This is a genomic window from Pseudomonas sp. TH15, assembly GCF_016651105.1.
Taxonomy (GTDB): domain Bacteria; phylum Pseudomonadota; class Gammaproteobacteria; order Pseudomonadales; family Pseudomonadaceae; genus Aquipseudomonas.
In genome coordinates this window covers 2,731,724-2,751,375 of record NZ_JAEKEL010000001.1, presented here as the reverse complement: position 1 = coordinate 2,751,375, position 19,652 = coordinate 2,731,724, and the positions used below count along the sequence as shown (strand labels likewise).

Below are 19,652 nucleotides of genomic sequence, written 5' to 3'. Positions count from 1 at the left end.
GATCAGTGTCTTCAGGCCTTGTCGGGCCAGGCGCTGACAAATTCAGCGAGGTCAACTTTCTCGGCAACCCGCGGCTCTTTCTGCGGTGTCCCGAGGTAGAGGAACGCAATCACTTCTTCACCCTCCGCCAGTCCCAGGCCTTTGGCGACATGCGCCGAATACGCCAGTTCACCAGTGCGCCACACCGCACCAATGCCTTGGGCATAAGCCGCCAACAAAATCCCGTGAGCGGCACAACCCGCCGCCAGCAATTGTTCCGACTTCGGGTATTTGACGTGATCCTGCACCCGCGCAATCACCACGACCACCAGCGGTGCCCGCAGCGGACCGTTGCGCGCCTTGTCCAGCGCCGCCTCAGCCGCATCGCTGTCCTGCAGCTTCGCCGCTTCGGCGAGCAACTCGCCCATTTGCTCGCGAGCCGCACCTTCGACTGTCAGGAAGCGCCAAGGCTGCAAATGGCCGTGGTCCGGCGCGCGCATCGCGGCAGCGAACAGCACTTCCCGTTGCTCGGCAGTCGGCGCTGGGTCCAGCAGTCGTGGAACGGAAACACGGTTGAGCAAAGCGTCGAGAGCCTGCATCGGCCACCTCCTGTAAAAAATGTTTGGCTATTCTAGCCAGAAGCGCTCCGGACTGCCGGTTTACATGGCAGACCTCGCAGGTAGAATGGCGCCCTCCTCACTTTCAGCCCGAGCAGACTTCATGGCGTTGCCGACCTTACGGATCATTGGTTTCATCATCGGCATCTTCCTGATTACCCTGGCCATCGCCATGGTCGTACCCATGGCCACCCTGGTGATTTTCGACCGCACCAGCGATCTGCCATCGTTCCTCTGGGCCAGCATGATCACCTTCGTCGCCGGCCTGGCCCTGGTCATTCCCGGTCGCCCCGAACACATACACCTGCGCCCCCGTGACATGTACCTGCTGACCGTCAGCAGTTGGCTGGTGGTGTGCATTTTCGCCGCGCTGCCGTTCCTGCTGACCCAGCACATCAGTTACACCGACTCGTTCTTCGAAAGCATGTCGGGCATCACCGCCACTGGCTCCACGGTGCTTAGCGGCCTGGACACCATGTCCCCCGGCATCCTGATATGGCGCTCATTGCTGCACTGGCTCGGCGGTATCGGCTTTATCGGCATGGCGGTAGCGATTTTGCCCTTGCTGCGCATCGGCGGAATGCGGCTGTTCCAGACCGAGTCCTCGGACCGTTCCGAAAAAGTCATGCCCCGCTCACACATGGTGGCGCGCTTGATCGTGGCGGCCTACGTCGGCATCACCATTGTCGGCAGCTTGGCGTTCTGGTGGGCCGGGATGAACCTGTTCGATGCGATCAACCACGCCATGTCGGCGATTTCCACCGGCGGTTTCTCCACCTCCGACGAGTCCCTGGCCCATTGGAAACAACCGGCGGTGCACTGGGTGGCGGTGGTGGTCATGATTCTCGGCAGCCTGCCGTTCACCCTGTACGTGGCGACGTTGCGCGGCAATCGTAAAGCCTTGATCCGGGATCAACAGGTTCAAGGCTTGCTCGGCATGTTGCTGGTGACCTGGCTGGTGCTCGGCACTTGGTACTGGTGGACCACCGACCTGCAATGGTTCGACGCATTGCGCCACGTGGCCGTGAACGTGACTTCGGTGGTCACCACCACGGGTTTTGCGCTGGGGGACTACAGCATCTGGGGAAATTTCTCGCTGATGCTGTTCTTTTATCTGGGCTTTGTCGGCGGGTGTTCAGGCTCGACGGCGGGCGGGATCAAGATATTTCGCTTCCAGGTCGCCTACATCCTGCTCAAGGCCAACCTGAATCAATTGATTCACCCGCGCGCGGTGATCAAGCAAAAGTACAACGGTCACCGGCTCGACGAAGAAATCGTAAGGTCGATCCTGACATTTTCGTTCTTCTTTGCCATCACCATCTGCGTGATCGCGCTGATGCTGTCGCTGTTGGGGCTGGACTGGATGACCGCACTGACCGGCGCGGCAAGTACTGTTTCCGGCGTCGGCCCGGGGCTGGGCGAGACCATTGGCCCGGCGGGCAACTTCGCGACCCTGCCGGATGCCGCCAAGTGGATTCTGTCGTTAGGCATGCTGCTGGGCCGGCTGGAGATCATTACGGTGTTTGTTCTGTGCATTCCGGCGTTTTGGCGTCACTGACCTGGTTGGGCGCGTCCAGCAAACGCGCCCGATACTCACCGGGGGTGGCATCGAACCAGCGGCGGAAGGCCCGGAAAAAGTTGCTCGGGTCGGCAAATCCCAACAGGTAGGCAATTTCCAGTAGCGTCATGCTCGGCTGCGCCAGGTATTGCTCGGCCAGTTCCCGTCGAGTGTCGTCCAGCAATGTCTGAAAACTCGTGCCTTCTTCCTGCAAGCGACGCTGCAAGGTGCGCTGCGACAGGTGCAGGGTCTGCGCCACCGTATCGCGTTTGGGTTCGCCCTGGGGCAGCAAACGGCAGAGTACCTGCCGGGCCTTGTGGGTCACGCGGCTTTCGGAAAATCGCGCCAGGTACTCGCCGGCAAACCGGTCATGCAGCAGCGCCATGGCCTCGTTGGCGGTGGGCAGCGGCGCCTCCATGTCGGCGCGCTCGAAGATCAGCGCATCGTAAGGTGCGTTGAACACCAACGGCGCGTGGAAGGCTTGTTTATAGGGTTCGAGGTCGGCGGGCTCATCTCCCTGCACCAACACCTTGCGCGGTTGCAGGGTGCGCCCGGTCAGCCAACCGCACAGGCCCAGCGCGCAGGCCAGTGACGCTTCGGCGCTTTGCCGGGTCGGCGGCAGGTGGTCGCCATGGACCGTCAGAATCAGTGCGTATCCCTCGTCGAGCAAGCGGAAACTCAGGTCGGCGCTTTCAGCAATGATCCGCTGATAACGCACCAGGCGTTGAAAGCCCTCGGCCAGGGTCTGACTGGACATCAACGCGTAACCCGCCACATGAAAGGACGCCGGTCGCACCACTTTGCCCATGTTCAGGCCGATCGCCGGGTTGCCGGACAGCTCGACCGCGCGCTGCCACAGCCGCGTCATGGAGTCTTGCGGGAAGCGCGCATCCGGATCATCCAACGAGGCGTAATCAAGCCCCAGTTGCTTGAACAGAACCCGGCAATCCAGGCCGTCCATCTCCAGTGCTTTGACAATCCCCATCGCCCAACTTGCAGAAGTCGTTCGTTCGCTCATGGCGTTTACTTACTTTATGAGCCGTCTGACGCGGCTAATTTGCGAAGGATACTAAAGTGGCGCCTATTGTCACTGGCTGATGCCATTGATCACTCTAGACTCAAATAGGCTACCCGCAGAACAACTTGCCGTCAGAACAATAACCACAGAGATCGCAGTCGTGGAAAACATAAAGCGTTTCAACAGCTTCGCTGAGTTTTACCCGTATTACCTGAGCGAACACAGCAACAGTACTTGCCGACGATTGCACTTTGTCGGCACCTCCCTGGTTATTTTCATTTTGGCGCTGACCATCGGCAAAGGCGCGTGGCCGCTGCTCATTGCCCTGCCGCTGGCCGGTTACAGCTTCGCCTGGGTCGGGCATTTCTTCTTCGAGAAGAATCGTCCTGCAACCTTCCAGCATCCGCTTTACAGCCTGCTCGGCGATTTCGTCATGTACCGCGACATGATCCTGGGCCGCGTGCCGTTCTAGGCTTCACGGGCCAGCAATGCGTCCCGCGCAGCCAGTGCGCCAGTGGATCCAAGTCCTACACTCGATACATCACTCGTCAAAAACAAGAAGATCGCCGATGAACGCCAACGCCCGCTTTACCCACATGAAGGACGGCACGCAGGAAGACTGGGCAATCATTGCCGCAGACTTCAGTGCCTATGCGCGGCAATTGCCAACACGGATTGTGGCGCATCTGAAACTGCTGGAGGGTGACTTTGGCGGCTTCCCGGTGGATCGCCTGACCCATTCCCTGCAAACCGCCACCCGCGCCTTTCGCGATGGCCGCGACGAAGAATACGTAATCTGCGCCCTGCTCCACGACATCGGCGACACCCTGGGTTCCTACAATCACCCGGACATTGCGGCGGCAATTCTCAGGCCGTTCGTCAGCGCCGAAAATTTGTGGATGGTGGAGAAGCACGGGATTTTCCAGGGGTACTACTTCTTCCATCACCTGGGCATGGATCGGCATCTGCGCGAGCAATTCAGCGGGCATCCGCAGTACCAGGCGACCATCGAGTTCTGCGCCAAATACGATGCCGCGGCGTTTGATCCGGGGTACGAGAATTTACCGCTGAGCTTCTTCGAACCGATGATGGAGCGGTTGTTTGCGCATCCGAAGAACTCGATTTACAAGGCTGCGATGGAAGAACACGCGCCGGCCTAAGATCAATGGTGATTGTGATGTCCCCTTCGCGGGCAAGCCTCGCTCCTACAGGTTATGGGGTGAGCACGTGATCGTGTACCACCACAAACCTGTAGGAGCGAGGCTTGCCCGCGAAGGCGCCAGACCTGCTTACGCTGGTTCCGCGACCTTCACCGCCTTCAACTCCGCCTCCCGCGCCTGGGCATCCGCCAGCCGATACAACTCGATCGACCCGTCCCAATGCTCGATCAACGCCGTACACGACTCCACCCAATCCCCGCAATTGAGGTAATCCACCCCGCCGACCTTGCGGATCTCGGCATGGTGAATATGCCCGCACACCACGCCATGCAACTCGCGTTTGACGCATTCGTGGGCGATGGCTTCTTCGAAGTCGCTGATGAAGCTGACCGCGGTTTTCACCTTGTGCTTGAGGTACGCCGACAGCGACCAGTAGCCATAGCCATAACGGGCGCGCCAGTGATTGAGCCAGCGGTTGAGGGTCAGGGTGAATTCGTAGGCCGAGTCGCCGAGAAAGGCCAGCCAACGGTGGTAGCGAGTAATGACGTCAAACTGATCGCCGTGGATCACCAGCAAGTGACGGCCATCGGCGGTCACGTGCACCGCCTCGTCCACTAACTGGATGTTGCCCAGGATCAACTTCGAATAGCGCCGCAAGAATTCGTCATGGTTGCCAGTGACGTAGATCACCTCGGTGCCGCGCTTGCTCATGGTCAGCAGACGGCGAATCACGTTGGTGTGGGCCTGGGGCCAATACATGCCGCCACGCAGTTTCCATCCGTCGATGATGTCGCCCACCAGGTAAATCTTGTCGGCGTGGTAGCCCTTGAGAAACTGCGACAGGTGCTCCGCCTGGCAATCCCTTGTGCCCAAATGCACATCGGAAATCCATAAGGTGCGCACACGTTGTTTACGGCTGGGTTTGGCGAGCTCGGCGCTGGTCATGGACAACCCTCTGCGATGTTTTTACAAGTTTGCGCCGGCCGGGTTAATTGCCCATGACAGTGACGAGTCAATCCTGTGACAGCGTCCGGCCGGTGTAGACTGGTCGCATCTTGCCAGGAGACCTGCGATGAGACCGATCCTCACGCTGCGCCAATACACCGAAGACCTGATCATCCACAGCCATGCCCACGCGCAACTGGTGTTCGGGCTGTCGGGTGCACTGGATTTCGAGGTCGACGGACGTGGCAGTCAGGTGGTGCAGCAAAGTTTCGTGGTGGTGCCGGCCGGCATGCATCACGCCTGCGGCAGCCCAAACGGCAGTCGTTGCCTGGTACTGGATGTGCCCGGCGATCAATGGATTGCCCAGTCGCTGGGGGAGCACGCCGACGCCAGCCGCCGCTTGCTCGACAACGCCGGACGACTGCCACTGGATGCCGGGCAAAGCCAATTGGTCAGTTGGCTGGCGGGCAGCCCGGTGAGCGATCCGCTGATCGCCCAGCAAGGCGCGGTGCTGTTGCTGGCCAGCCTTAATCATGCGCAACCAGCCGAGCTTGCCGCCCGTCGTTTGCCCTATGCGGCGCTGGATGCACACATCGAGCAAAACGCCGCTTATCCGCTACAGGTTGCCGATCTGGCGCGGGTCGCCGGGCTCTCAAGCGCGCGCCTGCATGCACGCTTCATGGCCGAATGCGGGCAGACGCCGATGGATTACATCCGCAGCCGGCGGCTGCATCTGGCCGTGCAAATGCTCCGCGACACGGTTTTGCCGATGGGCGAAATTGCCAACCGCGTCGGTTACAGCTCGCAGAGTGCCTTTTCAGCGGCGGTTCTGCGTGAGTTCGGCGCATCACCCGGCCAGATTCGGCGCGACTCCTGCGACAAACGACGATAGTCCGCCGACAGACTTACTGACCTCTACACGCTTAAATGTAGGAGCTGCCGCAGGCTGCGATCTTTTGATCTTGTTTGTTTCGAAGCAAGATCAAAAGATCGCAGCCTGCGGCAGCTCCTACATTTGAGATAGAAGGAATGCAATGACTCCCCGTACCGCCCTCGGCGCCCTGCATATCGGCGCATTGATGTTTGGCCTGACCGGTGTGTTCGGCAAACTCGCGGCCGCCTCCCCCGCCGTCATCGTTTTCGGTCGCGCGGCGTTCGCGGTGCTGGCGCTGGCGTTTTTTGCGCGGTTCGCCAGCAGCACCCGCTGGCAAAAACTCGAAGCCGTGGACTGGCGTCGTCTACTGCTCAGCGGCTTGCTGCTGGCCGGGCACTGGGTCAGCTTTTTCATTGCGGTAAAAGTCGCGGGCGTGGCGATTGCGACCCTGGGGTTTGCCAGTTTCCCGGCGTTTACCGTGATCCTCGAAGGACTGATCTTCCGCGAGCGAATTCGCGCCAATGAAATCCTGCTGGTAGTGCTGGTCAGCGTCGGTCTGGTGCTGGTCACGCCGGACTTCGACCTCGCCAGCGGCGCCACTATCGGCCTGCTCTGGGCGGTGGGTTCGGGCCTGCTGTTCGCCCTGCTGTCGCTGACCAATCGCGCCAGCTCCGGGCGCATCCCGGCGGTGCAGGCCGCGTTGTGCCAGAACGTGGTCGTCGCGTTGTGCCTGCTGCCGGTGGCGGCACCGCAATTGAGCGAAGTGCGCACCCTCGACTGGTTGTGGATCGGCCTGCTCGGGGTCTTCTGCACCGGGGTGGCCCACAGCCTGTTCGTCGCCAGCCTGGCGGTGATCAAGGCGCGGACCGCCGCGGTGGTGTTCGCCTTGGAGCCGGTCTATGGCATCACCGTGGCCTGGCTGCTGTTCGATGAAAACCCGACCCTGCGCATGTTGATCGGCGGGGCGTTGATCATCGTCGCGATCGTGGTGTCGAGCCGACTGTCAGGCAGCTCCAGCAAAAAAACCGTGGCCGCCGAAGCCGCCTCTCACTGAGTGCGATCGTTGTGCCCGAGGTCGCGGTCCGGGTCGATCTGATCCCGGACCCGCTGCTTGAGCACCTTGGCTTCGGGGAAACCACCGTCAGCCTTGCGCTCCCAGATCTGCACCTCGTTACAAAAAATATGAAACACGCCGCCAGTGCCCGGCACCAGGGAGACTTTGCCCAACTCATCGCCGAAGGTACTGAGCAGCTCCTGGGCCAACCAGGCGGCGCGCAACAGCCACTGGCATTGCGTGCAATAGGTGATGACGATTTCCGGTTTTTGTACGGTCATGTTCGTTGAAACTCCTGAGCCAGAGGGGCGCCGCTATAATAGCCGCCTTTATCGCTCGCCCCGAGATCCACGATGCGCCGTTTGCTGTGTTGCCTGTTGCTTTGCCTCTTCCCTTTGATCGCCCAAGCCGCCGATGCTCCCCGACCGAAAATCGGTCTGGTGCTGTCCGGCGGTGCTGCCCGTGGCCTGGCGCACATCGGTGTGCTCAAGGCTCTCGAAGAGCAAGGCATCAAGATCGATGCGATTGCCGGCACCAGCATGGGCGCGGTGGTCGGTGGGCTGTACGCTTCGGGTTACAAAATCGATGAGTTGGAAAAGCTCGCCTTGAACATCGACTGGCAACAAGCCCTGTCCGATGCCCCGCCGCGGGAAGACGTGCCATTCCGGCGCAAGCAGGATGACCGGGACTTCCTGGTCAAACAGAAACTGAGCTTTCGCGATGACGGCAGCCTTGGACTGCCGCTGGGAGTGATTCAGGGCCAGAACCTGGCGCTGCTGCTGGAAAGCCTGCTGGCCCACGCCAGTGACACACGTGATTTCGACAAGCTGCCGATTCCGTTTCGGGCCGTGGCAACGGACATCGCCAGCGGCGAAAAAGTGGTATTCCGCAAAGGTCATTTGCCCCAGGTGATTCGCGCCAGCATGTCGATCCCGGCCGTGTTCGCGCCCGTCGAACTGGACGGCCGCCTGCTGGTGGATGGCGGCATGACCGATAACATCCCGCTCGACGTCGCGCGTGAAATGGGCGTCGACATCGCCATCGTGGTCGACATCGGCACCCCGCTGCGCAATCGCAAACAACTGACCACCGTGGTCGATGTGCTAAACCAATCGATCACCCTGATGACCCGGCGCAACTCCGAAGAACAACTCGCCGCCCTGCACAAGGACGACGTGTTGATCCAGCCGTCGCTGGCGAGTTTCGGCGTGACCGACTTCGGCCGTGCCCAGGAAATGATCGACGCCGGTTACCGCGCGACCAAGATCCTCGAAGCGCGCCTGGCACGACTCAAACCGGTGCAACCACTGGACGCCGACCTGACCGCCGCCCGCACACCGAGCCAGCGCACGCCAATCATTACCGCGATCAAAGTGGAAAACGACTCGAAAGTCGGCGACGACGTGATCCGTTACTACATCCGGCAAAACGTCGGCGAACCGCTGGACATCGGCCGCCTGCAAACCGATATGGGCACCCTGTACGGCCTCGATTACTTCGAACAGGTGCAATACCGCGTGGTGCACAAGGGCCAGAATCACACGCTGGTGATCACCGCCCGAGGCAAACGCAGCGGCACCGATTACCTGCGGGTCGGTTTGAACCTGGCGGACGACATGCGTGGCGACAGCGCTTTCAACCTCGGCGCCAGTTACCGGGTCAACGGCATCAACCGCCTCGGCGCCGAATGGCTGACCCGGGCGCAAATCGGCGACAAACAGGAGCTCTACAGCGAGTTCTATCAACCGCTGGACGTCGGTTCACGCTACTTCATCGCGCCCTACGCCGCGTTTGAAGCGCAGAACGTCGAGTCGATCCTGGACAACGACCCGATTGCCCAGTACCGCGTCGAACGCTACGGGTTTGGCTTGAACGTCGGTCGACAGATCGGCAACAGCGGCGAGATCCGCTTCGGCGTCGGCGAGGCCTGGGGCAAGGCTGACGTACGCATTGGCGACCAGAATCTGCCGAGCGAAAGCTTTAACGAGGGGTTCTATCAGCTCAAGTATTCATTCGATTCGTTCGACAACGTCTACTTCCCCCATGAAGGCAAAGACATTGGCCTGACATTCCGTCAGTTCGAACCGGGACTGGGCTCAGACAAGCGTTACCGGCAATGGGAGTTCAAACTGGACAAGGCCATGAGCAGCGGCCCGGACACGTTTATTCTCGGCGGGCGCTACGGCCGAACCCTGGACAATGCCAACGTGGTCACTTCGAGCTTCCTGCTGGGCGGTGCGCGGCAGTTGTCGGGCTTTCGCGAGGATGCGGTTTCCGGGCAGAACATCAGCCTGATGCGCGGGGTTTACTACCGGCGCCTGACGCCACGTTCCTACCTGCCACTGGATTTCCCGCTGTACATCGGCGGCTCGCTGGAGCGCGGCCGGGCGTGGAACAACGACAATGAGTTCGACAGCGGCTACATCAACGCCGCCAGTGTGTTCATCGGTTTCGACACACCGCTGGGGCCACTGAACTTCAGCTATGGCTTCAACGATGCGGATGAGCAGGCGGTGTACCTCAACCTCGGCCAAACCTTCTGACCCACGATAGGAGCTGTCCCAGGCTGCGATCTTTTGACTGTGTTTTTGAAGATCAAAAAATCACAGCCTGCGGCAACTCCCACAGGTGATTTGTGAACACCATTCAAATGTGGGAGCGAGCCTGCTCGCGATAGCGTCGGCATGTTCACCCCATCAACAGCAGGCAAAAAACTCAGCGAATCCCTGCCAGCAACGTCCGCGCCGTTTGTTTGAGCGGCTCATCGCCTTCCTTGAGCAGCTCATTGAGCAAGGCAATCGCGCTGTCGATGTCACCGTCATCGATGCACGTCTGTGCCTGTTCGAGCTTGCCAGCAGCGGCCTCATCGACAGGATCGGCCAGTTGCAGATCCAGCGGCTCCAACGCCAGCGACGACGGCGGATCAGCGAACTCATTGAGAAAGTCATCGTCCAGCGGTTGCGCATCGGGCTCGGGAATCCATTCCAGCTCGGCTTCTTCACTGGCCGCCACCTGAGGCAGTTCGAAGTCCTGCGGCAGCACTTGCAGGCGTGCACCGAGACCCGACGCAGGTGCCGATGGCTCAATGGCTGCTGTTCGACTGTCGTCCAGATCCCAACTGGAGTCCATCGACAGCTCACCCAGATTCAATTCGAAATCATCCTTGACCGGCGCAGGTTCAGAGTCGGCTGCGACGAGGGGCACGACACTGGCGACCACTGGCGCAGCAGCCGCCAGCGGTGCAGCATTCAGCAGTTTCGGATAACGCTCGCGGATGGCATGCAATTGCTGCTCATCGACGCCCTGCTGCCGCAGCTGACTTTCCTGCTGCTCGTACGCCGCGCTATCGCCCTGTCGCCCGAGCACTTCCAGCAATTGCACACCGAGGTCGATGCGTTCCGGCTCTTTGTGCAAGGCTTCGCGCAGCAAACCGACAGCCTCCCCCAAACGCCCGTAGGCCAGATAAATCCCCACCGCTTCCAGCACATCGCCCGCCGCCGGCTCTTCGCGATGCTCGGCTGTGGCGTGTGTTCCAACCGCAGGGCTGCTGTCAGCTTGATCAACCTCAGGCTGATTGTCTGACGGCAGCACTGCCAGCGGCACTTCACCATGTGTTTGTTGACGACGGCGCAGGATCCATCCACCCACCAGCGCGCCGAGCAATAGCAACAATCCGCCGAGCAACCAGCCGTTCGGCGCGTCGTCAGCCGATTCAGCTGGAGCAACGACCGGCGCCGGAGTCGGCGTCACCACAGCCGGCGGCGGCGTCTTTTGCAGCTCGACCAGGCGCGTTTGCAGTTCGCTCATCTGCTTTTTGCCGTCAGCGATCAGCGCCTGTTGCTCCTGCAGTTTGGTATTCAACTCATCGATGTTTTTTTGCAACTGCTGGTTTTGCAGCACGCTGGCGGCCAGTTGCTCGGCGAGCGCATCGTTGGCGGGTGCCGCGAGTGGTGGTTGCGTCGGGACTGTTGCGGGCTTGCCCTGCGCTGCCTGGGGAGGCGCCGTGGCAGGTTCGACGGTGGGAAATGCGGAAGATTGCGGGCGCGGATCCGGCTCATCGGTCGCCGGCACAATCCCCGGTGAGCCCGGCGGATCGATCAGTACGGTGTACTCGCGCAGCAAGCGCCCGTTGGGCTGATTAAGCTGCACCACGAAATTCAGAAAGGGTTCATTGACCGGTTTGCTGGAGGTCACCCGGATCAGCGCGCGGTTGCCCCGCAGGATCGGTGCGAATTTCAGATTATTGAGGAAGAACAGCCGCTCGACGCCGGCACGGCTGAACTCCTCGGCCGTCGCCAAGCTGACCGAGATATCGTTTTGCGTCAGCGCACCGACATCCACTAAAGCGATGTCAGCCTTGAGCGGCTGATTGAGGGCTGAATGGACGGTGATGTCACCCAGCCCCAACGCCATCGACCCGGTCGAATAGCTGAATACGCCAGCGATCAGCAACCTTTTGGCGCCACCGCGCAGTACCACGTGCCAACTCTCGAGCATGAGCATCCCTTAGATTAAGCAGAACCAACCTGTATGCGTTCGCACATCCGGTACGAACACGATATTGCCTAGTAGTTCTTTATAGTCTGCCCAACGGGGTATCTCAAAAACACGGCGTAAGGTTTTGCCTCAAGACTTTTCGAGGTTGGCCAGGATGTGACCGTGAACCCGCATGCAAACCTTCAAATCCGCTTCATCAACGCCTTCGAACAGCTCGTGGCGCAGTTGCGTGGCAATGGTTTCAATTTGTTCGATCAACGGCCGGGCCGGAGCACACAGGACGATTTTTTTTGCCCGGCGGTCTTCCAGCACCGACTGGCGCTGCACCAAACCCTGGGATTCAAGGCTGTCGAGCAGTCGTGCCAGGGTCGGTCCTTCAACGCCGACGCTTTGTGCCAGTTCCCGCTGGGTCGGTGCGTCCTCGAAGCGAGCCAGGTGCAACAGCACCAGCCAGCGCGCCTGAGACAAACCCAGCCCAGCCAGACGGCGGTCCAGTTCGGCACGCCAGCCACGGGACATTTGGGCCAGTTGCATGCCAAAGCGGTGTTGATCGGTTAACGGCATAAAAAACTCATGATTAGACTGAAATAGAGAAAAACTAATTATTAGTCAGCTAAGCATGACCTTTGGCTATAGGCAAGGCTTGCTCTGTACTGAATCGTTACATCTATGAGTTCGGTCAGTTAAATCTCGAATTCAGATTGCAACGCAGCCCGTACGCAGTACAAAACCCCTTCCGGCACCCGACCGGCGAACAATGCGGCGATCTCCGCAACCGGTGGTAACTCGCCTTCGCCATCGAGGAACGCGTCCTGGATTTCGCCCATCAGCTCTTCTGGCAGGTCCAGCGCCTGCTCCAGCGACAACTGCTGCTTGCCGATCGCCTCGGCGAGCATGGTGTAGACGTTCTTTTCCGAGCATTGCAGTTGACCGGCGATCTGCAGCGGCGTCATGCCGGCCCGGGCCAGGGTGATCAGTTCGTGGCGCACGTCGGCCACCACTTTCGGCGCCTCGACCTGGCCGCCAAGCACTTCGAGGAAGGCCTCGCCGTAACGCTCGAGCTTGCGTGCGCCGACGCCGCTGACCGTGGCCATTTCCGCCAGCGAGGTCGGCTGGCTGCGGAGCATTTCCAGCAAGGTCGAGTCGGGGAAGATGACGTAAGGCGGCACACCGTGTTCTTCGGCGAGCTTGCGGCGCAGGGCACGCAGCGCTTCCCACTGTTCGCGCTCTTCGCCACGGACCAGTTGGCTCGCCGGGCTCTTGCTGCTTTTGGCGGTGGTTTGCGGCTTGAGATCGCGGCGCAGTTCCAGGGTCACTTCACCCTTGAGCAGCGGCCGGCACGTGTCGCTCAGGCGCAGGCCACCGTAGCCTTCAAGGTCGATGTCCGCCAGACCACGGGCAACCAGCTGTCGGAACAGGGAGCGCCATTCACTCTCCCCCAACGCCTTGCCGACGCCATACACCGACAGGTGCTGATGGCCGAAACTGCGGATTTTCTCGTTGTCCTTGCCCAGCAGCACATCCACCAGATGCCCGACGCCGTAGCGCTGGCCGGTACGGAAGATCGCCGAGAGCGCCTGACGGGCCGGCTCGGTGGCGTCCCAGGTCTGCACGCCATCGACGCAGTTGTCGCAATGGCCACACGGCTCGGGCATGTCTTCGTCGAAATAGGCCAGCAGCGTCTGGCGCCGGCAGCGGGTTTCTTCGCACAGCGAGAGCATCGCGTCGAGTTTGTGCTGCTCCAGGCGCTTGTGGCGCTCGTCACCTTCGGAGTTTTGCAGCATCTGCTTGAGCATCACCACGTCTTGCAGGCCGTAGGCCATCCAGGCGTCCGCCGGCAGGCCATCACGGCCGCCGCGACCGGTTTCCTGGTAATACGCTTCCAGGGATTTCGGCAAATCGAGGTGAGCGACAAAGCGCACGTTGGGTTTGTCGATGCCCATGCCGAACGCCACGGTGGCGACCATGATCAAGCCTTCCTCGTTGAGGAAGCGCTTTTGATGATGGGACCGCGTCTCGTTGGGCAGGCCGGCGTGGTACGGCAGCGCCGGAAAGCCTTGTTCGCTGAGGAACACTGCCACTTCGTCGACTTTCTTGCGCGACAGGCAATAAACGATGCCGGCATCGCTGCGCCGCTCGGCGAGGAACGCCAACAACTGCTTGCGCGGCTGTTCCTTGGGGACGATGCGATAAAAAATGTTCGGACGGTCGAAACTCGACAGGAAGCGCTCGGCATCCTGCAAATGCAGGCGATCGACGATTTCTTCCCGGGTGCGCTTATCGGCGGTAGCGGTCAGGGCAATACGCGGGACGTTGGGGAACAGCTCCGCCAACTGGCCCAGTTGCAGGTATTCGCGACGGAAGTCGTGGCCCCATTGGGACACACAGTGCGCTTCGTCGATGGCGAACAGGGCAATTTCAAGGCTTTGCAGGAAGGCCAGCATGCGCGGCTGCACCAGACGCTCGGGCGCGAGATACAACATTTTCACTTCGCCGCGTTTGATCCGCGCGGCCAGATCGCGCTGTTGCTCGGCGCTCAGGGTCGAGTTCAACGCAGCGGCCGCTACGCCCAGCTCTTCAAGGGTCGCGACCTGGTCATCCATCAAGGCGATCAGCGGCGACACCACCACCGCCAGGCCTTCGCGCAGCAGCGCCGGGACCTGGAAGCACAGGGATTTGCCGCCACCGGTAGGCATCAGCACCAGGGCGTCGCCGCCATTGGCCACGCGCTCAATGATTGCACCCTGGCGGCCACGGAAACTGTCGTAGCCGAAGATGTCCTTGAGGACGCGTTGAGCCTGTTCGAGCATAAAAACTCCAAAAATCACCGAAACATCCCTGCAAGGCTGGTTCAGAACCACGCAGGCTGCACTGACAAATCGTAAGTGCGCGTTGCATGACGCTTCACATCTTAGCCGCGACGCCAGCAGGGCATCACAAAACGCGGGAGTATACCCGAGCCCTCCCCGGCAAAGGGTGCCGCTGATAAGACACACAGGGGCAAATGCAGATCCCCTGTAGGAGCTGCCGAAGGCTGCGATCTTTTGATTTTGCTTTTAAAGACAAGATCAAAAGATCGCAGCCTTCGGCAGCTCCTACAGGGAATGGTGGCGTACATGGGCTGCAAATATGCCGCGCGGCTGGCCTGAGTGCTCAAGAAGGCCTAGAATTCCCGCATCTGTTTAATTCCCCAAGGTAGCTTTTAATGTCCTTCGCTGAGCAACTAACCCGCCTGCAAGTCTTCCTCGACGCTGATGAACTGCATGACGAGGCGCTGGACTACGTGGCCGCCCACGGCTACCTCACTGCGCTGTCGATCTGTTCCGAAAGCGTTCCCGACCGTGAATGGATCGACGCACTCTTCGCTGAAGAGCCGCACTACGCCGACGACACCGAGCGTGAAGCGATCGAATCCACCCTGCTGGCCCTCAAGGCTCACATCGCTCGCCAACTGGCGTCCGACGAAGAGTTCGAGCTGCCGTGCGACCTGGACCTGGGTGAAGAGCCGGATGATTCCGACTTGCGCGGCTGGTGCATCGGTTTCATGGAAGGCGTGTTCCTGCGCGAAGCCGCCTGGTTCGAAACCGCCGAAGACGAAGTCAGCGAAATGCTGCTGCCGATCATGGTCGGTTCCGGTCTGTTCGACGAACAGCCTGAGTTCGAAGACATCGCCAAGGACGCCAACCTGATGGACGATATGATCGTGCAGATCCCGGAAGCCCTGACCGCGCTCTACTTGCTGTGCCAGGCACCCGACGAAAAACCGGCGATCCTCAAGCCACGTCACCACTAAGGTTTTGCCTATGGACCACCCCATAGGCAACCGCTCCCTGGTGTTGCGCTACGTGCTGCTGGCCATCGGCTGGCTGAGCGTAGCGTTGGGGGTGATCGGGATTTTCCTGCCGGTATTGCCCACCACGCCTTTCCTGCTGCTGGCGGCCGCCTGTTTCGCCCGCAGTTCGCCGCGTTTCTACCAATGGCTGGTCGAGCATCCGCGCCTTGGGCCGTGGATTCGCGACTACCTGGACGGCAACGGCATCCCGCTCAAGGGCAAGGTCTACGCCATCGGCTTGATGTGGGCGAGCATTCTGTTCTCCTGCTACCTGGTGCCGCTGCCTTGGGCGCGGGGGTTTATGTTGACCAGTGCGTTACTGGTGACGGTTTACATCCTGCGGCAGAAGACTTTGCGCAAATTCTGATCCCCCTTGAACGGGTTAAAAAACACCGCCAGACACGTCTTTCAAGCTCCACATCCTTACGCCTTTGCCTACAGCTACGCCAGAATCCGCGGGCTTGTAAGTTTTCCCAACGGCTGCCGGCTCCTATACCAGCCCGCCACGCGCGGTCAGTGCCGGACTGGAAAGCGCCGTACCTCGTTCGGTTCTGGCCTACAGTCCGGGCAAGACCATCAGCGTGATTTACACCCTCATCCGCGATGGCATACCTACCCCGTCAACCGCACTGCGCTTGAACATTCTGGTATTGCCGGTAACTGCATTGATTCCGCCAAAGATCGTCGAGGCCGACGCCAACAACTTTCTGGATGTCACCGCGTTGGGCACAAACGCCTCACCGGCCCCTTTTATTACGCTTCAAAAAATCCCACGAAACCGTCGATCCGCGCTCGACCACTACAGCGGCCCGGCCTGCCGTGGGCTTCGCAGCACCAGACGCTGCTGGGATCGCCCAGTTGATCATGCTCGGTTAATGGGGAAGCAGTTAAGGGTGTTGCTGCGTTTATCCACCGTTAATCTGAAACCCTGATGTACCTGTCAGATATGACAGTAGGCAATGTCCTCGACCGGGGATCTAATCCGCCTTATTGGTGCCGCCGTTCATTCCAAAGGTGCCTCCTTAGGTGATACTTAGATGAACAGCCCCATAAGCAGCACCAGTTCAGCCGCCCATCAACAAATTCTGGTCTTCCCGCCAGGCCGCGGCATTGGCGTTCTATCGGTCTCCCCGCCCTTCCCGGTCAACTTCAAACCACAGGCAGACGGCGCGCTGGGGATCAACATCAACATGGTGTACGGCGACCGGAAAGGGCTGCTCGTCTACATCCTGGCCTACCTGAATATGGCCGTCGGCGACAGCCTCCGAGTGTTCATCGACACCGACAGAGTACCGGTGGCCGAGTTATCGGTCACCGATGCACATTTCGATGACCAAGGGCTGGCGAAAAACATTCCCTTCTACATTTCGGCCCAGAACATGGAAGCCCGTTTTGCGCCACTGAAGAACGAGAACAAGCTGCTCTGGTTCGTGGTTCAGCGCGTGAGCGGCAACCCCGGCGAGTCGTCACCGCGCGCACCGTTGTTTTACAAATATCCGGCGCCGGGCGAGGCCGACACAGATGGTGGCAAGCCATTCAATCAGGGTCTCAAGCTGCCCGTCGCCTCAGAGACCGTGGTCGATCAGTCGGTCATTGCCGAAGGCATGACGGTGACCGTCGCGCAATACTTCAATCAGTCCATCGGGGATGTGGTGGTGCTGGCCTTCGGCTCATTGCTGTTTGAGATTATCGTCACGGCACTGGGTGACGTGATCTTCGAACTGACCCCGCAGCAACTCGCCAGCCTTGCACCGACCAACAGCCTGGTGGTGCGCTGGGAAGTGTTTGATCGGGTGGAAAACGCCAGCGGCTGGTCGGATTCACTCAACCTTGCGTTCAAACCTGGCGTGGCGTTGCTGAACGCGCCGATTTTCGACCAGGCCGATATCGACAACGTGATTGATCACAACGCGCTGGCGGGCCGCCCGCTGGACATCCTGGTCACCGGGGTGTTCGCCAAAGACGATGTGATAGAGCTGACCCTGGAAGGGCTCACCCGGGGTGGGGATCCGGTTACCGAACTCAAAAGCCAGACGCTGGCAGTCACCAGCAGGTCAGTAAAATTCACGCTCGATAACGAACATGTGCGCAACCTGATTGGCGGGGCGCTGCATGCGCACTATCAGCTGATCAGGACCGGCAAGCCGCAACAGTCAAAACCGGCGGATGCGACCATCAGCGGCACTTCGCAGCTTCTGGGTTTACCGATTCTGGAACCGTTGGTGGACGGCAAATTGCCGGTCGACACTGCGCAAGCCACCGTACGCGTGGCCGCTTACTGGCCGCTGAAAAAAGGTGCCACGGTCGAACTGCGCTGGCAAACCACCGATCGGCAAGGGATTGTGGCGCTGTTCGTTTTCCGTCAGATCGTCACTGACACAACGCTGCCCATCACCTTTCACGTCGACGCCAACTATATCGCGCCCTATGCCAACACCCCACTGACGCTACAGAACACCATCGCCAACCCGGGTGAGGTCCAAGTGCAGTCCGAGTTGCTGCAGTCGAAGATTGGTGAAGAGACAAAGATCGAGTTGTTGCCACCGTTACTGCTGCCGCCGGCAGTCAGTCCGATCGATGTGCTGGCCTATGTGAATGGGCTGACGCTGCGGATTGAATATTTACTTGCACTGGCGGGGGACGAGGCGCAACTGGTGGAGATCAATCCGCCGGCCGGGTCGGCACCATTTCCTTTGCTGAAGTTTGGTGGCAGCAAGCGCATCGACACCGTACTGACAGCTGCTTTTCTGGCGGCTCGGCATGGCAGGGATCTTGAGCTTACGTGGCGTTTAAATCGTAACAATGCGGTGATTGGCACGTCGTCCGGGTTGAACTTGACTGTATTGCGGATAAAGGACAATGACTCCAGATTGCCCATGCCAAAGGTTATTCAAGCGCCGGACAACCTCAATTTCAATTTAGGCAATTTCACCGGAGATGCTGGAATACGACTGGCACCCTTGCCAGGTGCTCATTTGGGACAAAGAGTGTGGTTGAAATGCTCAGGGATCCTGGAGAGCGGCGCAAGTCACACCATCACTCTTCTAACCTCACACCTGCTCACCGCAACAGAAGTTGCTAACGGCTTTACGAATATCACTCTGCCGCGAAGTCAATTGACCCTACTGAAAAACGATAGTCTTTTCTCTGTAGACGCAAGCGTTGCATTCAATGGCGAAGCAGACCTTCTCAAGTCGACCCACCTCCCAACCTTGAAACTTAATTTTAAAAAGCCAAACCTGGTGTCGGGATCCGAAAATTTTGAAACAGTTCCCGTGCAGACCTTTAGACAAAATATCCCAGTCAAGCTTAACAGCGGCCTGACCGTTCGCGTGCTCGCCGATAGCCCTGGGTCGACTTATAACGTGCAAACACTACAAACTAACGGCCAATACACACCGAGGTTCGGAAACAGAACACTACTCGCAGACCATGGGGCCATTTTCAGATTGGAATTTAACGGAGAAGCAAGAAACGCCAGCATTGAGCTTTCTGTTGTAAACACAATCGGCACAACAGTATTTTTTTGCAACAAAAATAATTCAAATTTACAAATCACCGCCATCCCGATAACGGCACATCCAAATGTCCACATAGTTTCATACACAGCACAACCGGGGAAAGAAGCATCTTATATATTGATACAGGTAGGTCCCGAGGCTGATGGTGGGATCTGGGTCGACAATATAGTTTTTTGGAACTAGACAGTTCAGAAAAGAGTGCGGAGCCACCCACTTTTTTTAACTCCCTGAACAACCAATGTATTCAATCAACTTGCGGACGTGACTGGCAGACTACAAACCCCTGCGCCTCTGGATATAGCTACGCCAGAGTCCGCCGGCTTGTGCGCACCAGTGCTCCAAAGCTCATCGAAGACGATCTGTCTGCGATTGATGTCATGGCGGCTGTGCGTGGGAGACCAATTGCCGACTAAAAAACACACCCTGTAGGAGCTGCCGAAGGCTGCGATCTTTTGATGTTTCTTTTAAAAGACAAGATCAAGGGATCGCAGCCTTCGGCAGCTCCTGCAGCGGACGGTTTCAGTTCAGGAATCCACAACCGTACCCACCCGCCGGCCTCAGGCTGACCATTGGTCTTAAACGTTAGCGCACCTGTCA

At 59.4% G+C, this 19,652-nt stretch carries 17 protein-coding genes; 10 read left to right on the top strand and 7 right to left on the bottom strand.

The annotated features are described in order from the left end of the window. Positions 1 to 11: 11 nt before the first annotated feature. The gene (locus JFT87_RS12465; protein WP_201201656.1) at positions 12 to 578 is read right to left on the bottom strand and encodes an NAD(P)H nitroreductase; all 567 of its coding nucleotides are present in this window, start codon (positions 576 to 578) and stop codon (positions 12 to 14) included. 121 nt (positions 579 to 699) lie between these two features. On the opposite strand from JFT87_RS12465, the gene JFT87_RS12460 reads away from it, so the two are divergent. Next, on the top strand, positions 700 to 2,154 hold the full coding sequence (locus JFT87_RS12460) for a TrkH family potassium uptake protein (RefSeq protein ID WP_201201654.1): 1,455 nt from the start codon (positions 700 to 702) through the stop codon (positions 2,152 to 2,154). Here JFT87_RS12460 and JFT87_RS12455 read toward each other — a convergent pair. Further along, positions 2,111 to 3,172 carry an AraC family transcriptional regulator gene (locus tag JFT87_RS12455; protein WP_201201653.1) on the bottom strand — a complete coding sequence of 354 codons (1,062 nt, stop codon included), beginning with the start codon at positions 3,170 to 3,172 and terminating at the stop codon, positions 2,111 to 2,113. The two genes, JFT87_RS12460 and JFT87_RS12455, sit on opposite strands and share 44 nt — an antisense overlap. A gap of 160 nt (positions 3,173 to 3,332) precedes the next feature. Here JFT87_RS12455 and JFT87_RS12450 point away from each other — a divergent pair, with 160 nt between their 5' ends. Together JFT87_RS12450 and JFT87_RS12445 are read left to right on the top strand one after the other, a co-directional pair. Continuing rightward, complete coding sequence (locus tag JFT87_RS12450) at positions 3,333 to 3,644, top strand: Mpo1-like protein (RefSeq protein WP_201201651.1); 312 nt, start codon at positions 3,333 to 3,335, stop codon at positions 3,642 to 3,644. A 97-nt stretch (positions 3,645 to 3,741) separates the two neighbouring features. After that, the gene (locus JFT87_RS12445; protein ID WP_201201649.1) at positions 3,742 to 4,332 is read left to right on the top strand and encodes an HD domain-containing protein; all 591 of its coding nucleotides are present in this window, start codon (positions 3,742 to 3,744) and stop codon (positions 4,330 to 4,332) included. Between the two features lie 129 nt (positions 4,333 to 4,461). Here the strand turns inward: JFT87_RS12445 and JFT87_RS12440 are convergent, their stop codons facing one another. Beyond that, positions 4,462 to 5,277: a UDP-2,3-diacylglucosamine diphosphatase gene (locus tag JFT87_RS12440; RefSeq protein ID WP_201201647.1), complete on the bottom strand. Its 816-nt coding sequence runs from the start codon at positions 5,275 to 5,277 to the stop codon at positions 4,462 to 4,464. Between the two features lie 127 nt (positions 5,278 to 5,404). On the opposite strand from JFT87_RS12440, the gene JFT87_RS12435 reads away from it, so the two are divergent. Next, positions 5,405 to 6,169: a helix-turn-helix transcriptional regulator gene (locus tag JFT87_RS12435; RefSeq protein ID WP_201201646.1), complete on the top strand. Its 765-nt coding sequence runs from the start codon at positions 5,405 to 5,407 to the stop codon at positions 6,167 to 6,169. 142 nt (positions 6,170 to 6,311) lie between these two features. Further along, positions 6,312 to 7,205: a DMT family transporter gene (locus JFT87_RS12430; protein WP_201201645.1), complete on the top strand. Its 894-nt coding sequence runs from the start codon at positions 6,312 to 6,314 to the stop codon at positions 7,203 to 7,205. Here the strand turns inward: JFT87_RS12430 and JFT87_RS12425 are convergent. After that, the gene (locus tag JFT87_RS12425) at positions 7,199 to 7,486 is read right to left on the bottom strand and encodes a SelT/SelW/SelH family protein (RefSeq protein WP_201201644.1); all 288 of its coding nucleotides are present in this window, start codon (positions 7,484 to 7,486) and stop codon (positions 7,199 to 7,201) included. The two genes, JFT87_RS12430 and JFT87_RS12425, sit on opposite strands and share 7 nt — an antisense overlap. Positions 7,487 to 7,558: 72 nt before the next feature. On the opposite strand from JFT87_RS12425, the gene JFT87_RS12420 reads away from it, so the two are divergent. Further along, positions 7,559 to 9,748 (top strand): patatin-like phospholipase family protein, encoded by a 2,190-nt coding sequence (locus JFT87_RS12420; RefSeq protein ID WP_201201643.1) that lies wholly within the window; start codon positions 7,559 to 7,561, stop codon positions 9,746 to 9,748. Between the two features lie 172 nt (positions 9,749 to 9,920). Here the strand turns inward: JFT87_RS12420 and JFT87_RS12415 are convergent, their stop codons facing one another. The 3 genes from JFT87_RS12415 to recQ all read right to left on the bottom strand — a co-directional run bounded on the left by JFT87_RS12415 (position 9,921) and on the right by recQ (position 14,512). Continuing rightward, positions 9,921 to 11,702, bottom strand: coding sequence for a FimV/HubP family polar landmark protein (locus JFT87_RS12415; protein ID WP_201201638.1), 1,782 nt, complete (start codon positions 11,700 to 11,702; stop codon positions 9,921 to 9,923). Between the two features lie 129 nt (positions 11,703 to 11,831). Next, entirely contained in the window at positions 11,832 to 12,266 is a 435-nt protein-coding gene (locus JFT87_RS12410; RefSeq protein WP_201195114.1) for a MarR family transcriptional regulator, read from the bottom strand. Positions 12,267 to 12,385: 119 nt separating this feature from the next. Continuing rightward, positions 12,386 to 14,512, bottom strand: a complete 2,127-nt coding sequence (recQ, locus tag JFT87_RS12405; protein ID WP_201201636.1) for a DNA helicase RecQ — start codon at positions 14,510 to 14,512, stop codon at positions 12,386 to 12,388. Between the two features lie 395 nt (positions 14,513 to 14,907). Between recQ and JFT87_RS12400 the strand changes: the two genes are divergently transcribed. The 4 genes from JFT87_RS12400 to JFT87_RS12385 all read left to right on the top strand — a co-directional run bounded on the left by JFT87_RS12400 (position 14,908) and on the right by JFT87_RS12385 (position 19,238). Continuing rightward, complete coding sequence (locus tag JFT87_RS12400) at positions 14,908 to 15,495, top strand: UPF0149 family protein (protein ID WP_030130067.1); 588 nt, start codon at positions 14,908 to 14,910, stop codon at positions 15,493 to 15,495. A 10-nt stretch (positions 15,496 to 15,505) separates the two neighbouring features. Beyond that, entirely contained in the window at positions 15,506 to 15,901 is a 396-nt protein-coding gene (locus JFT87_RS12395) for a YbaN family protein (protein ID WP_201201634.1), read from the top strand. 214 nt (positions 15,902 to 16,115) lie between these two features. Then, positions 16,116 to 16,466, top strand: a complete 351-nt coding sequence (locus JFT87_RS12390) for a hypothetical protein (RefSeq protein WP_201201633.1) — start codon at positions 16,116 to 16,118, stop codon at positions 16,464 to 16,466. A gap of 105 nt (positions 16,467 to 16,571) precedes the next feature. Further along, positions 16,572 to 19,238, top strand: a complete 2,667-nt coding sequence (locus tag JFT87_RS12385; RefSeq protein WP_201201631.1) for a hypothetical protein — start codon at positions 16,572 to 16,574, stop codon at positions 19,236 to 19,238. Positions 19,239 to 19,652 lie beyond the last annotated feature (414 nt).

What these genes read in the sequence shown, in the direction of transcription:
- JFT87_RS12460 (WP_201201654.1), top strand. Translation starts at nt 700, where the DNA reads ATGGCGTTGCCGACCTTACGGATCATTGGTTTCATCATCGGCATCTTC.
- JFT87_RS12445 (WP_201201649.1), top strand. Translation starts at nt 3,742, where the DNA reads ATGAACGCCAACGCCCGCTTTACCCACATGAAGGACGGCACGCAGGAA.
- JFT87_RS12410 (WP_201195114.1), bottom strand. Translation starts at nt 12,266, where the DNA reads ATGCCGTTAACCGATCAACACCGCTTTGGCATGCAACTGGCCCAAATG.
- JFT87_RS12385 (WP_201201631.1), top strand. Translation starts at nt 16,572, where the DNA reads ATGAACAGCCCCATAAGCAGCACCAGTTCAGCCGCCCATCAACAAATT.
- JFT87_RS12400 (WP_030130067.1), top strand. Translation starts at nt 14,908, where the DNA reads ATGTCCTTCGCTGAGCAACTAACCCGCCTGCAAGTCTTCCTCGACGCT.
- JFT87_RS12430 (WP_201201645.1), top strand. Translation starts at nt 6,312, where the DNA reads ATGACTCCCCGTACCGCCCTCGGCGCCCTGCATATCGGCGCATTGATG.
- JFT87_RS12465 (WP_201201656.1), bottom strand. Translation starts at nt 578, where the DNA reads ATGCAGGCTCTCGACGCTTTGCTCAACCGTGTTTCCGTTCCACGACTG.
- JFT87_RS12435 (WP_201201646.1), top strand. Translation starts at nt 5,405, where the DNA reads ATGAGACCGATCCTCACGCTGCGCCAATACACCGAAGACCTGATCATC.
- JFT87_RS12455 (WP_201201653.1), bottom strand. Translation starts at nt 3,172, where the DNA reads ATGAGCGAACGAACGACTTCTGCAAGTTGGGCGATGGGGATTGTCAAA.
- JFT87_RS12440 (WP_201201647.1), bottom strand. Translation starts at nt 5,277, where the DNA reads ATGACCAGCGCCGAGCTCGCCAAACCCAGCCGTAAACAACGTGTGCGC.
- JFT87_RS12425 (WP_201201644.1), bottom strand. Translation starts at nt 7,486, where the DNA reads ATGACCGTACAAAAACCGGAAATCGTCATCACCTATTGCACGCAATGC.
- JFT87_RS12420 (WP_201201643.1), top strand. Translation starts at nt 7,559, where the DNA reads ATGCGCCGTTTGCTGTGTTGCCTGTTGCTTTGCCTCTTCCCTTTGATC.
- JFT87_RS12395 (WP_201201634.1), top strand. Translation starts at nt 15,506, where the DNA reads ATGGACCACCCCATAGGCAACCGCTCCCTGGTGTTGCGCTACGTGCTG.
- recQ (WP_201201636.1), bottom strand. Translation starts at nt 14,512, where the DNA reads ATGCTCGAACAGGCTCAACGCGTCCTCAAGGACATCTTCGGCTACGAC.
- JFT87_RS12415 (WP_201201638.1), bottom strand. Translation starts at nt 11,702, where the DNA reads ATGCTCGAGAGTTGGCACGTGGTACTGCGCGGTGGCGCCAAAAGGTTG.